The sequence below is a fragment of the Clostridium sp. CM036 genome, from assembly GCF_055081135.1.
Genome location: NZ_CM143652.1, coordinates 1,020,159 through 1,032,700 on the forward strand (window position 1 = coordinate 1,020,159; position 12,542 = coordinate 1,032,700).

The window sequence follows — 12,542 nt, forward strand, 5'->3', positions numbered from 1 at the left end:
TTGCAGCGAAATATGAAGGTCTTCATAAATGGCCTCCACATAATTTCTTCTTTAGTATTATTCCATATTCTTTAATTAATAATCTAGCCGATACTCCTTTTAATGCTTTCATTATATCAGGAATATATTGTTGAGTAATGAATTCTATTAATAAATGAATATGGTCTAAGTCACCACTCATTAAAACTACAGTAAATCCATTATCTTCAGCCATTTTATACGCTATCAAACAGAAAACTTCAGTGGGAGTATAAATATCCTTCTGAAGTCGTTAATACTTCAGCTCCGCAGGAGATGATTTAATATAAAAATGAGGTGGATAATTAGATTATCTACCTCATTTTGCATTCTATAGTATTAAGTACTATTTGTTTGCTTTTTCTACCCTAATTGTTTTTCCCTTTATTGTCCCGTTTTTAAGGGCTTCTAATACTAACTTGCCTTTTCCAGCCATGATATCTACATGAGAGAAACTATCTTGAATATCTATAATACCTATATCCTCAACACTAACACCCTCAATATTGCAAATAGTTCCTACAATATCTACATTTCTTATTTTTTTCCTTTTACCTGCACTGATATATATTTTCATTATATCGCTACTAAAATTAGATGCTTTAGTCTTTTTAATAATAGGCTTGGCATCATTTTTTTCATAAAATGCTTCCCTATATGGCTCAGACTCTTCCTTTGATGGAATTGGTTTTTTAGGTATCTCCATACCAATATAGTTTTCTATGTTTTGTAAAAATCTTTTTTCATGACGCGTTGTAAAAGTTATAGCTTTTCCCTTTTTGCCTGCACGTCCTGTTCTTCCTATTCTATGCACGTAATTTTCTTTTTCTAAGGGTAAATCATAATTTATAATATGAGTTATATCTTCTACATCAATACCTCTAGCAGCAACATCCGTAGCCACTAGAAATCTAAATTCACCTTTTTTAAATCTTTCCATAGCATCTAATCTATCATTTTGAAGTAACCCTCCATGTATCTTAATACATGAATAATGGCGATTTTTCATTTGATTTGTTATTGCATCAACATTTTCTTTTGTTCTACAAAATACTATACATGAATCTGGATTTTCAACATAAAGCGTTCTCTTAAGCAAACTGAGCTTCTTATCTTCCTCTACTTCATAGCAAACTTGATCAATTTTTTCAACGGTTAATTTTTCAGGGTTTATTTCTATTTTAACAGGATTCACCATGTATTTCATGCAAATTGCTTCAATAGATTCTGGTATTGTAGCTGAAAATAACATAGTAACTCTATTTTTAGGAACAGCTTTGATAACCTCTTCTACTTGTTCTATAAATCCCATGCTAAGCATTTCATCTGCTTCGTCTAATATTAAATATTTTATCTTGTCTAAATTAATAGTTCCTCTTTCAATATGATCTAAGGTTCTTCCTGGCGTACCTACTACTACGTGCACTCTTTGCTTTAACTGTTTCTTTTGCATTTCTATAGGTTGTTTACCAAAAACAGCTACGGCTCTAATTTTCTTATATCTACCTATTTGTGTTATATCCTGGCTCAATTGAAGAGCTAGTTCTCTAGTAGGTGTTAATACTAATGCTTGAGGCTCTGTTTCCTCTATATCTGCACTTTCACAAAGTGGAATAGCAAAAGCAGCTGTTTTCCCACTACCTGTTTGTGATTTTACTATGATATCATTACCTTTTAGGGCTATAGGTATTACCGCAGCCTGAACCTCTGAAGGATTTTTATATCCTAAATTATTAATTGCTTTTAATATTTCTTCACTAATATTAAATTCCTCAAATTTTATGTTACTCATTTTAACTTCCTTTCTTTTGTTCCATATATAATTTTTAAGTATAACTTAAATATATTTTCAACTCATAAGTTTATATTATACCATGTTTAAGCTTATAATTTCTATTATAAGTTTTAATATTCGACAAATTTATTTATTTGCATGCGACTAGTTTTAATAAAAAAAGAGATAATGAAGATTAAATCTTCATTATCTCTTTTTATAGTTACATAGTTATTTTACTCACATGGAAATAAATAATTAGCTGCAATACGTACGTCTACTTCTTCTGGCTCTTCAATATCATCTGGAAGTACAAACACAAGTTTACGTCTAATCGTACCACATTGATTGCATTCATCCTCTTTACATAGTATTGTAGTAAACCCTCTAAAAGTGATTATTCTACCAGCATTATCATATATAATACATGCAACAGCTACTGTTTTGCCAAAGCATACGTTATTTACTTGTATTCTTACAGTTAATAATTTTGCACCATGTTTTTCTATACTTACTGGTTCTGCATTAATAGAATGACATAATTCACATTCACAGTTATTATTATTATTATTTTCATCTCTACTCATTTTATAAAACTCCTTTTTGTATAAATTTAGAATAAGACGATACACACAGATACCGATTTATAAGTTATTCATACTTTTATAGATACATATATCACTAAAATATATTGTGGTCATAATTTTTATGCGTTGATATATGTACTAATAAATCGGATTCATAGTTGAATTTGTCTTTATTATAAATTTACAATTTGTTTTATTAATGAGCTAAATATACTATATAATTCATATTTTTTATTATACTATACTATATTCACTGGTGCAGATATTGGTTAATAAAAATTACAATTTTTAAGAAAATTTTTCTTAAAAAACAACAAAATAGTAATTAATAAACCCTTAAGGAGTTATTAATTACTATTTTGTTAAGATTAGCTTACTTATTAAGTAAAATAATTCTAACTACATTTTCACTAGCTCTTTCAATATTTTCCGGACCTTTTTCAAGTGCCTTATCAATTGTTTCAGCTTCTGATAATATGCCTATTATTGAATTTATTCCATGTGCATATAAAGCCTCTGCTCCATCACCTATTCGTCCTGCAAATGCAATAACAGGTATATTATATTCTTTAGCTATTAAAGCCACTCCAAGAGGTGCTTTTCCATAAAGTGTTTGTCCATCTATGCTTCCTTCTCCAGTAAATACATAATCTGCATCTTGCATTTTTTCTTTGAGATTAGTATGCTTCGTAACTAAATCTATTCCCCTTTTAAGTTCTGCGCAGAAGAAAGCAAGAAGCCCTGCACCTAGTCCCCCCGCTGCTCCTGCTCCAGGAATACTTTCAATATCTAAGCCTAACTGTTCTTTTATAATTTTTGCATAATGACTTAAATTATCATCTAAAATTTTAACTATTTCACCTGTTGCACCCTTTTGTGGTCCAAAAATATAAGAAGCACCATTTTTGCCTGTTAAAGGATTAGTAACATCACAGGCTACTTCAATCTTAGTATCTTTTATCCTCTTATCTAGTCCATTTAAATCTATCTTATGAAGAAGATTTAAATATCCACCGCCTAAATTAATCTCTTCATTATCCTTTGTTAAGAGCTTTCCACCAAGTGCTTGTATCATTCCCGCACCGCCGTCATTTGTGGCACTACCGCCTATTCCTATAATCAGATGGTTAACACCTGCATCAAGAGCCGCTTTAATCAATTCTCCCGTACCATAAGTTGTAGTCAAAAGAGGGTTTCTTTTTTCCCTAGGCACAAGATGCAACCCACTGGCGCTAGCCATCTCAATTACTGCTGTTTTTTTATCTCCAAGCACTCCAAATGTAGCTAGAACTTCATCACCAAGGGGTCCTTTAACCAGCGTTTTGTATAGTTCACCTTCTGTTGCATCTACAAGAGACTGCACCGTTCCTTCTCCACCGTCAGCCATTGGAACCTTCACACATTCCGCATGTGGAATGATTTTTTTGATTCCTCTCTCCATGGCCTCCGCTACTTCTTTTGCTGTCATACTTTCCTTAAATGAATCTGGTGCTAACACAAATTTCATATATATCTATCCTTTCCAAAGTGAATTACTAATTTAAACCTGTGAGATATTCTTTATTATTAATTGTTATAATCAATTACTTAGAGCTCTATTTCATTATTCCAAATATTATAGTTGACACTAAAGTCATAGTTAAACCTACTAATGATTCATATGGTATAAGTTTTAATCTTCCCTTCATATCCATAAATATACTTCCACCTGTTGCATGAAAAAAACTCCCGTGTGGAAGATGATCTAAAACTGTTGCTCCACTATGAATCATTGCCGCTGCTGAAAGAGGTGAGATTCCTAGTTCTAATATAGTTCCACCAAATACTGTACTTGCTACTGCAGTACCAGATGTAGTTGATGCTGTAGCCGCAGACATTAATATTCCTGCTATAGGCGCTAATGCATATGCAGGAAGGCCTGAAGCACTAAGTCCTTGCACAATTACATCTTTTAACCCAGAATTAGCTATAATTCCTGCAAGCGTTCCTGTACCAATAAGTAAAATAGCTACTCCACTCATTTTTGTTAACCCAACAATTGAGTATTTATTTAAGTTTTTTATTTTTCCCATAGCAAGAGCTCCAACGGTCCCTCCGATTGGTAATGCTATTAGTGGATCTATACTAATTTTGAATAAAGGTCTAAGAGAAAGTAATACTATAGCAACTATTGGTCCAACAATTGCTGATAAAAAGCTTGGTTTTTGCTCAACTTCACAATCAACTTCGCCTTTTTCAACAAAATTTCCTTTTTTAATTAGCTTTTTCGCTATTATGCATGTAACAATAAGGCCAAATACTGCTGGCACTATACCTGCTGCCATAACTGATGTTAATGGCACTTTAAATGCATCCGCTGCTGCTATAGCATTAGGATTAGGAGACATAATATTTCCTGCTTTTCCCCCACCTATCATAGCAATAAGAATCGATGATTTAGATAAATTAGCACGAATGGCAATAGACATCGCTATTGGTGCTACTGTAATAACTGCTACGTCTACAAAAACTCCTACAGATGTCAGTACTAAAGTTGCGAGTGCTAGTGCTACTAGAGAATTATTTTCTCCTATTTTATCTACAATAGTTTCTGCAATCTTTGCAGCAGCACCAGATTCTATAAGGACTCCTGCTAAAACTCCGGCAGTAAGTATTCTAAGGATTGCCGGCATTATACCTTTTGCACCATCAATCATAAATACTACAGTGTTTGTTAGTCCTACTCCACCTACTAAACCACCTATTAATGCACCTAATATAAGGGCATATGCTGGATGAACTTTTTTAATTATTAAAAAAATTGCTAATATAAGTGCAATAATTGCGCCTAATGCGGTTACTTGCATATTAACTCCTCCTCTGTTGTTCTCTTTTTTATATTGTAAACGAATTCAAAAAAATAAACATTAGGCATTTGTTTAATAATCAAACTATAATTTTTGTGCATATGAACAATTATAGTTTGGATAAGATATACGCAGTATATAATTGGAACAAGTCAATAAAGTTTTTTGGGTTTTTCCCAGTAACTTCTTCAACTTTATCTAACCTATAATTCAATGTATTTCTATGAATATGAAGTTCCTCAGAACTTTTATTTACTTGTCCATTCATATTTATATAAGTACTTAATGTCGATAGTAAGTTTAATTGATTCTCAGCTTCTAAATTCTCGATTATTTTTTTCATATCATTATTTCCTTTAAAACTTGATAACAATGAAATAAAGGCTATATCTTTGTATAAATAAATTTTTCTTTTGCTTTCAATTTTTTTCCCAATTCCAAGTGCCTTCGTTGCTTGCTTAAATGATGTACCGAAAATATTTTCACTATATCCTATTCCTATTTGAAAGCAACAGTCCTCTTCTTTGCATAAGAACCTTTCTAATCTCTTAGTAACAAAACTATCGTAATACATAAAAGTTACTATAGTAGATGGATTTAATTTCAAATAAAATTCATCATTCCTTAAAAAATTCATTAATTTACTCTTTACTTTCCCCATGTAGTCCTCTCTAAAAGTTAAAACCACAGCTACCCTTGGAATAGATACATCAATTCCCAAAGAATCTCCTCTTTCTTTAAAATCCTGACTATAGTCATTGTTTAGATAAATTAATTCATATAAAAACTCCTCTTTTAGCTGTTCATTAATTTTTCTTTGACATAAAACGTACTCCTGATTTACTAGAAGTTCCGCAGTTATTCTAACCAACTCAACAAAAGGGCGAACCTCCTTTGGTACACCTGTAATCCCTATAACGCCAATGATTTTGTCTTGAAAAATTATTGGCGTATTTACTCCTGGTTTTGTACATAATCCACCTTCTGAAATTGCAATCATCTTTTTATTAGATATAGCTTCCATAGCTCCCTCATGCAACTTATAAAGTCTATTTTTATCTCCACTTCCAATAATCATTCCCTTATCATTCATTATATTTACGTTATATGGTATTACATTCATCATTCTATCCACTATACTTTGTGCTTGTTGCTCTGTCAGCGTAATCATATGTTTATCACTCCATTCTTAAAATATATACTGATATTAATATTTTACACCAATTTTCAATGTTATTCTAAAATCAAGACCTAAAATTTAAATTTCTAATGTAATTTTAACGTTCTACTAATAAATCTTTAATCCTCCAATCTTATAATGAAAACATAGAAAACAAATAAAAACGAGGAGGAATTAAAATGTCAATAAATTTAGAACAAATTGATGAATTAAGAAAAAGAGCTAATGTAAGTTATGAGGATGCTAAAAACGCCTTAGAGCAAAGTGCCGGAGACCTTATTGAAGCTTTAGTATATCTTGAAAAGCAAAACAAAATTAAAGCGGAGGAGAATCCTTGCAGTGAAAGCATTTTTTTTAAAGAGGTAAAAAATCTTATTAAAAAAGCCAATGAAACAAAGCTAATAGTTAAAAAAGATGATGCTGTAGTATTAAATATCTGTGTAACACTAGCCATTATAATAACTATAGTAGCTTTCCCCCTAGTAATTGGAGCATTAATATTAGCCTTAGCAACTAATCATAAAATAAGAATTCAAAAGAAAAACAATGAAGATTCAGAAGCAAACAAGATTTTTGATAAGATGTCTGTTGCTGTTAATAAGGTGACTACAAAAATTACCGAAGAAATGAAAACTGAATAAGGCACACGAAAATAAAATACTAAAAACCTACACCTTATCAATGTAGGTTTTTTAAAAAATTTAAAATATGTAGTTAATTGTCTGTAATTATATATGAAATAATATATAATAAAGCTATTAATATAATATATTTTGGAGGTACAGTCTATATATGAGTGGGCAAAAGATTTTAATAATTGAGGATGAAATAAAAATAGCACGGTTTCTTGAGTTAGAATTAAAGTATGAGGGTTATATTGTTGAGCAATGTCATGACGGACGTGAGGGTTTAGATAAGGCCATTAATGATTTTTTTGATCTCGTAATCCTTGATGTTATGTTGCCTTCCTTAAATGGCCTTGAGGTATTAAGAAGACTTAGGCAAGTGTCCTCAGTTCCTATTATAATGCTTACTGCGAAAGATGAAATAATGGATAAAGTTATGGGCCTTGACATAGGTGCCGATGACTATATGACTAAGCCTTTCGCTATTGAAGAATTACTTGCAAGAATAAGAACAGCATTAAAAAAAACACTTGTATTCAATGAAAGCAGAAATATATTGTCTATTGGAGAATTGACCATAGACTTAGATCAACATGTGGTTACATTTAAGGATAACTCTATAGAACTAACTAAGACAGAATTTGATTTACTTAAGTACCTAATGGATAATAAAAATATTGTTCTTACAAGAAATAAAATCATAGATATTGTATGGGGATATGAATATATGGGTGATACTAATGTAGTAGATGTATATATTAGATATTTAAGAAGTAAAATAGATGATAAGTTTAACTTGAAGTTTATTCATACGGTGCGAGGGGTGGGATATGTTTTAAAAGATGAATAATTTAAAATCTATCCTTAAGCTCTTATTACAATCATTACGGTTAATTTTTAAGTTAATTAGAATAATCCTTTTGTTTATGCCAACATTATTGAAAAAATTATCTCGCATAATACATAAACTGCTAAGATTTTCAATTAGTTTTAAGATGACTGCAGTCTATACTCTCATTTTTTCTATTACACTGTTACTTTTAAGTGTTGGTTTAATTATAGGCTTTAGATTCTATCTATTGAATGAAGCTAAGGGTGAACTTACTAAATATAGTGCAGTAGCTATTAAATATGCTAAATTAAACAAAGACCCTCAGGACATTAATGTTGATATTTTTTCTAATATAAAATATGTAACCTTCAGTATTTTTGATGAAAAAGAAAGTCTTCTTTTAACTACTGAAAAGGATAAAAAAAATGTATATTTTAATAAAGATAGCTCACCTAACCCAGCTACAAATGAAACAAATCAACAACTTGTTTTTGTTACTACTAAGTTAGACCAGAACAATAAAATATTTTTCCTTCAACTTTCTAAAAATCTAGAAAATGAAAACAAATATTGGGATGTTTTTGCATTTATTATTTTCATAATAAATATATTCTCTTTAATTATTACATTAGGTATTGGCTCTAAAGCAAGTAAAAAAATGCTTCTGCCTATAAAAAGTATGACAGAAACCACAAAATCTATTTCAATTAATGCCTTGGAAAAGAGGCTAAACGTTAGCAATTCTCACGATGAGTTAAAACAGCTAGCCGAAAACTTTAATGAAATGTTGGATCGCATTCAAATTTCCTATGAAATGCAAAATCAATTTGTATCAGACGCCTCCCATGAACTCAGAACTCCCATAGCCGTTATAAAAGGCTATGCAAATATGTTGTCCCGTTGGGGAAAAGATGACAAAGCGGTACTCGACGAATCTATAATCGCTATTAAAAGCGAGTCTGAAAATATGCAGCAATTAGTAGAAAAACTTCTCTTCCTTGCAAGAAGTGACAAAAATACTCAAAGACTTTCCAAACAAGAATTTTATTTCGATCAATTAGTATTTGAAATCGTAAAAGAAACAAAACTAATTGATGGCCATCATGAAATTACAACTGATATTAATGAAACTGTAATTATTTATGCAGATAAAAAATTATTAAAACAAGCATTACGAATTTTCATTGATAATAGCATAAAGTATACTCAAAGTGGTGGAAGTATTAAGTTAAATAGCTATATTAGAAAAAATAATTTAGTAATTGAAATTATAGATACGGGAATAGGTATTTTTAAAGAAGATCTCCCCTATATTTTTAATAGATTTTATAGATGTGATAAATCAAGAGCAAAAGAAAGTGGCGGAACAGGCCTTGGCTTATCTATTGCGAAATGGATTATTGGTGAACATAACGGCTCCATTATAGTAGAAAGCAAACCTAAAATGGGGACAACTATAAGGGTTGGACTTCCAATAAAGAATAAATTATAACATAAAAAAGAGATGATAATTACTACAATTAATTGTATAATTCAAAAAGCAGTAGTTCACTTTCATGTACTGCTGCTTTTTTTGTATATTAGTTGTAATAAACTCCTCAAGATTGGCTTTTAAAGTTTATCTGATTAATTAATTTTTTTTAATGAGTTAACTCTTCAATTCATCACTAAATCTTCAGATCTTACTTATAAATGTTTGGGTTCTTGTTTGCATGTTAATTATATCACAATTTTATGATAGTTGTAAATAGTTTTTATGATTTTTTTACCATTCTATTATGCTTTAGTATCAATTAGTCTCCTACAATACTTTAAAATTCTCTGAAAACGATTATATATGGGTTTTATTCTAAATAACATCAAATTTTTTTCATCATTATTAATTTATGCCAAAATGAAAGTATGTTATCTTTTAAACAAAGTGTTATCTTTTTTCATTTAGCTTAGTGTTTTATATGCTTTTTATAAAAAACCATAATTTTAAAATTTCATAAAATAAATTCTCTTACATTTGTGTTTTTATCTTTTTTATAATGAAATTCTCTAAAATATACAAATATTTATTAAATCATAGTTTATATTGTTTTACATACACTATGATTATGTGATATGATTAAATTTGAGTTTATTATTAAATCTATTCAGATATTATATTTATTTAATAAGATGTTTTTAAGGAACGTTTAAATATTGTTTATAACTTTTGAAATATGGGATTTATCTCATTAGCAAATTTTTAAACCTTTACTTAATACGTTTTTACAATAGTAAATTATCTTCGCTATTGTACTTTTATTGCTATAAAATTATGCTTATTAAAATATATTAAAAAATATCGGTTAGTAGAGATGTTTTAATTTATATTCAAATTTATAACTATATTATATGAGGAGTGATATTATGCAAATAAGATTAGGCTACGTGGCTACTGCCTTAAAGTCAGCAAAGATAACTTCTGCTAGCACAGTAACTTTTTCTACATATACCAAACAATCGACGGCTAGAGATAAGCTTGAAAAGCTACAAAAGGTAGCTGTATCAAACGTTAATGATTTGCATAAAATTCTAGAATACGTTGTAAAAAACAATGTCCATTTTTATAGAATAACTTCTGCTTTAATCCCTTTAGCAACTCATCCTGAAGTTACAGATTGGGAATTTAGAAGAATTTTAAAAATGGATTTTGAATGGCTTGGAAATTTTATTAACAACAACAATTTAAGAGTAGATACTCATCCTGATGAATCTAATGTCATAAATAGTTCTAAGGAAGAAGTAATAAAAGCTACTGCAAAAAATCTACAATTCCACGCCAATCTTTTTAAGGATATTAACTATCCCTTAGGAAAAATGGTATTACACATTGGTGGTAAAGAAGGCGGAAAGCTCGCTGCTACAGAAAGATTCTTTAAGAATTTCAATAACTTACCAAAGGAAATAACTGAGTTATTAGTATTTGAAAATGATGATAAAAGCTTTACTACTAAAGAAGTATTAAACATATGCAAAGAAATAAATGTGCCTATGGTACTAGATGTACATCATCATAACTGCAACAACGGTGGTGATGAACTAGAACCTATGTTGAAAGATATATTTTCTACTTGGGAAGGTGAGCCTTTAGCACCAAAAGTACATTTTTCAAGCCCAAAAACTAGTGAAAAAGATAAAAAGCATGCTGATAACATTGATGCAGCATCATTCATCGAGTTTATTGAAAAATGTATTCCTTTAGGAATAGACTTAGATATACTATTAGAGGCAAAACAAGCAGATTTGGCTTTCAATCAACTTTTAGAGGATGTAAGAGTTTTTAAACCTGAGTGGACTTGGCTTGATAATAGTACTTTAGAATTTCAATAAAACAGATTTATAAAAGAGAAGATTTCAACAATAGAAATATTGTTGAAGTCTTCTCTTTATGTAAAATCATTTACATATCTTAGTCGTTTCTTATCAAATGTAAATAATTCTTAATGAAAAAATTGTTTACATTTAATAATTTTAATGCTATTATTATAATAATAAATTCGTTGAACAGGAATAGTAGTTAAAGTCATGCAAATTCAGAGAGCTGAGGATAGTGTAATCTCAGTATTGATAACTTTAGTGAATGGACCTGCTAGAAGTAACCCGAAATCAAATTTTGAGAGTAGTAGTTACCGGACGCCCACTGTTAAAAGGGCTAGAGCATTTCAGTGCTCGAATTATAATATATGTTTAGTTTTTTTGTAGCATAATTTAGGTGGTACAGCGAATATCCTTCGCCCTAATACAGGGCGAAGGTTTTTTTTATTTTAAATAATAAAGTAAAGGTGGTGGTTAATTTGATGTTCTGAAAGATATTTGCTTTTAAAATAATAATAAACCATTTAACGACATTTCAGAAGGAAAGTATCCCACTCCTATGAGTGGGCGTTCTATACTATAACAAAAATAAAACTGTATAGGGAGTATAAATCTCGTTCTGAAGTCTTCAATTCATCTTCTTCGAAGCTGTGCAACACCGTAGGTGATGATTTAACTCTAAATTATTTTGAAAAGGAGCTTTTTTTATGAAAACAAATAAACTAATAATAACGTCTCTATTACTTGCAATCGGTCTTATATTGCATCAAATTGTTCCAGGTATCTTTTTAGGAATGAAACCAGATTTTTTATTAGTATTTATGATTTTGTCCCTAACATTAACTAAAGATCTTAAGATAACCATTATTACAGGAATAGTAGCAGGTATTTTAGGTGCCTTATCTACGACTTTTCCAGGCGGCCAACTTCCTAACATTATAGATAAGGTTATAACTTCAATACTTATATACGGGTTATATAAGTATCTCAATCCTAATTCTCCTCTTAAATTAGGGTGCATTTATTTTCTTGGAACTATAATAAGTGGAAGTATTTTTCTTGGTTCAGCTCTTATTCTATTTGCTTTACCTGCACCTTTTTTAATCCTCTTCGTATCCATAGTGCTTCCTACTTCAGTGATTAATTCTTTTATCGGGTTTTCCCTACATAAACTTATTATAAGTAACCCAGCAATTAAGAATTTATTTATAAACTATTAAAAATTAAAGAATCAAGCTCTAAGATCTTGATTCTTTAATCTAAAATATATATTGTTTTATTTTACCTTAAAAACTTATTTTCCATTTTATTGAAACTTTAAAGATATTATG

Annotated in this window: 11 protein-coding genes and 1 other annotated feature; of the genes, 5 read left to right on the top strand and 6 right to left on the bottom strand. The window is 29.9% G+C overall.

Annotated elements, in window-relative coordinates; all coding sequences use genetic code 11:
- Window positions 1–22 precede the first annotated feature (22 nt).
- From ACWJKE_RS04900 to ACWJKE_RS04925, 6 genes are all read right to left on the bottom strand, one after another.
- The gene (locus tag ACWJKE_RS04900) at window positions 23–229 is read right to left on the bottom strand and encodes a transposase (RefSeq protein WP_165413494.1); all 207 of its coding nucleotides are present in this window, start codon (window positions 227–229) and stop codon (window positions 23–25) included.
- Between the two features lie 135 nt (window positions 230–364).
- Window positions 365–1,810, bottom strand: coding sequence for a DEAD/DEAH box helicase (locus ACWJKE_RS04905; protein WP_165413493.1), 1,446 nt, complete (start codon window positions 1,808–1,810; stop codon window positions 365–367).
- A 218-nt stretch (window positions 1,811–2,028) separates the two neighbouring features.
- Window positions 2,029–2,379: a hypothetical protein gene (locus ACWJKE_RS04910; RefSeq protein WP_220287658.1), complete on the bottom strand. Its 351-nt coding sequence runs from the start codon at window positions 2,377–2,379 to the stop codon at window positions 2,029–2,031.
- Window positions 2,380–2,752: 373 nt separating this feature from the next.
- Window positions 2,753–3,886, bottom strand: coding sequence for a glycerate kinase (locus tag ACWJKE_RS04915; RefSeq protein WP_220287656.1), 1,134 nt, complete (start codon window positions 3,884–3,886; stop codon window positions 2,753–2,755).
- 88 nt (window positions 3,887–3,974) lie between these two features.
- Complete coding sequence (locus ACWJKE_RS04920; protein ID WP_216304296.1) at window positions 3,975–5,225, bottom strand: GntP family permease; 1,251 nt, start codon at window positions 5,223–5,225, stop codon at window positions 3,975–3,977.
- 109 nt (window positions 5,226–5,334) lie between these two features.
- The gene (locus tag ACWJKE_RS04925) at window positions 5,335–6,396 is read right to left on the bottom strand and encodes a CdaR family transcriptional regulator (protein WP_216304295.1); all 1,062 of its coding nucleotides are present in this window, start codon (window positions 6,394–6,396) and stop codon (window positions 5,335–5,337) included.
- A 188-nt stretch (window positions 6,397–6,584) separates the two neighbouring features.
- Here ACWJKE_RS04925 and ACWJKE_RS04930 point away from each other — a divergent pair, with 188 nt between their 5' ends.
- The 5 genes from ACWJKE_RS04930 (at window position 6,585) to ACWJKE_RS04950 (ending at window position 12,431) form a co-directional block, all read left to right on the top strand.
- Window positions 6,585–7,046, top strand: a complete 462-nt coding sequence (locus tag ACWJKE_RS04930; RefSeq protein ID WP_216304294.1) for a DUF4342 domain-containing protein — start codon at window positions 6,585–6,587, stop codon at window positions 7,044–7,046.
- A gap of 151 nt (window positions 7,047–7,197) precedes the next feature.
- Entirely contained in the window at window positions 7,198–7,881 is a 684-nt protein-coding gene (locus ACWJKE_RS04935) for a response regulator transcription factor (RefSeq protein WP_216304293.1), read from the top strand.
- 229 nt (window positions 7,882–8,110) lie between these two features.
- Window positions 8,111–9,355, top strand: a complete 1,245-nt coding sequence (locus tag ACWJKE_RS04940) for a HAMP domain-containing sensor histidine kinase (protein ID WP_258876403.1) — start codon at window positions 8,111–8,113, stop codon at window positions 9,353–9,355.
- A gap of 908 nt (window positions 9,356–10,263) precedes the next feature.
- The gene (gene uvsE, locus ACWJKE_RS04945) at window positions 10,264–11,226 is read left to right on the top strand and encodes a UV DNA damage repair endonuclease UvsE (RefSeq protein WP_216304291.1); all 963 of its coding nucleotides are present in this window, start codon (window positions 10,264–10,266) and stop codon (window positions 11,224–11,226) included.
- Between the two features lie 161 nt (window positions 11,227–11,387).
- Window positions 11,388–11,638, top strand: a binding site (T-box leader).
- Window positions 11,639–11,918: 280 nt separating this feature from the next.
- The gene (locus ACWJKE_RS04950) at window positions 11,919–12,431 is read left to right on the top strand and encodes a tryptophan transporter (RefSeq protein WP_216304290.1); all 513 of its coding nucleotides are present in this window, start codon (window positions 11,919–11,921) and stop codon (window positions 12,429–12,431) included.
- The last annotated feature ends 111 nt before the right edge of the window (window positions 12,432–12,542 follow it).

Bases quoted from the DNA above. Each gene is read 5' to 3' on its own strand.
- ACWJKE_RS04915 (WP_220287656.1), bottom strand. From the start codon at position 3,886: ATGAAATTTGTGTTAGCACCAGATTCATTTAAGGAAAGTATGACAGCA.
- ACWJKE_RS04920 (WP_216304296.1), bottom strand. From the start codon at position 5,225: ATGCAAGTAACCGCATTAGGCGCAATTATTGCACTTATATTAGCAATT.
- ACWJKE_RS04930 (WP_216304294.1), top strand. From the start codon at position 6,585: ATGTCAATAAATTTAGAACAAATTGATGAATTAAGAAAAAGAGCTAAT.
- ACWJKE_RS04950 (WP_216304290.1), top strand. From the start codon at position 11,919: ATGAAAACAAATAAACTAATAATAACGTCTCTATTACTTGCAATCGGT.
- ACWJKE_RS04925 (WP_216304295.1), bottom strand. From the start codon at position 6,396: ATGATTACGCTGACAGAGCAACAAGCACAAAGTATAGTGGATAGAATG.
- ACWJKE_RS04935 (WP_216304293.1), top strand. From the start codon at position 7,198: ATGAGTGGGCAAAAGATTTTAATAATTGAGGATGAAATAAAAATAGCA.
- ACWJKE_RS04905 (WP_165413493.1), bottom strand. From the start codon at position 1,810: ATGAGTAACATAAAATTTGAGGAATTTAATATTAGTGAAGAAATATTA.
- ACWJKE_RS04910 (WP_220287658.1), bottom strand. From the start codon at position 2,379: ATGAGTAGAGATGAAAATAATAATAATAATAACTGTGAATGTGAATTA.
- uvsE (WP_216304291.1), top strand. From the start codon at position 10,264: ATGCAAATAAGATTAGGCTACGTGGCTACTGCCTTAAAGTCAGCAAAG.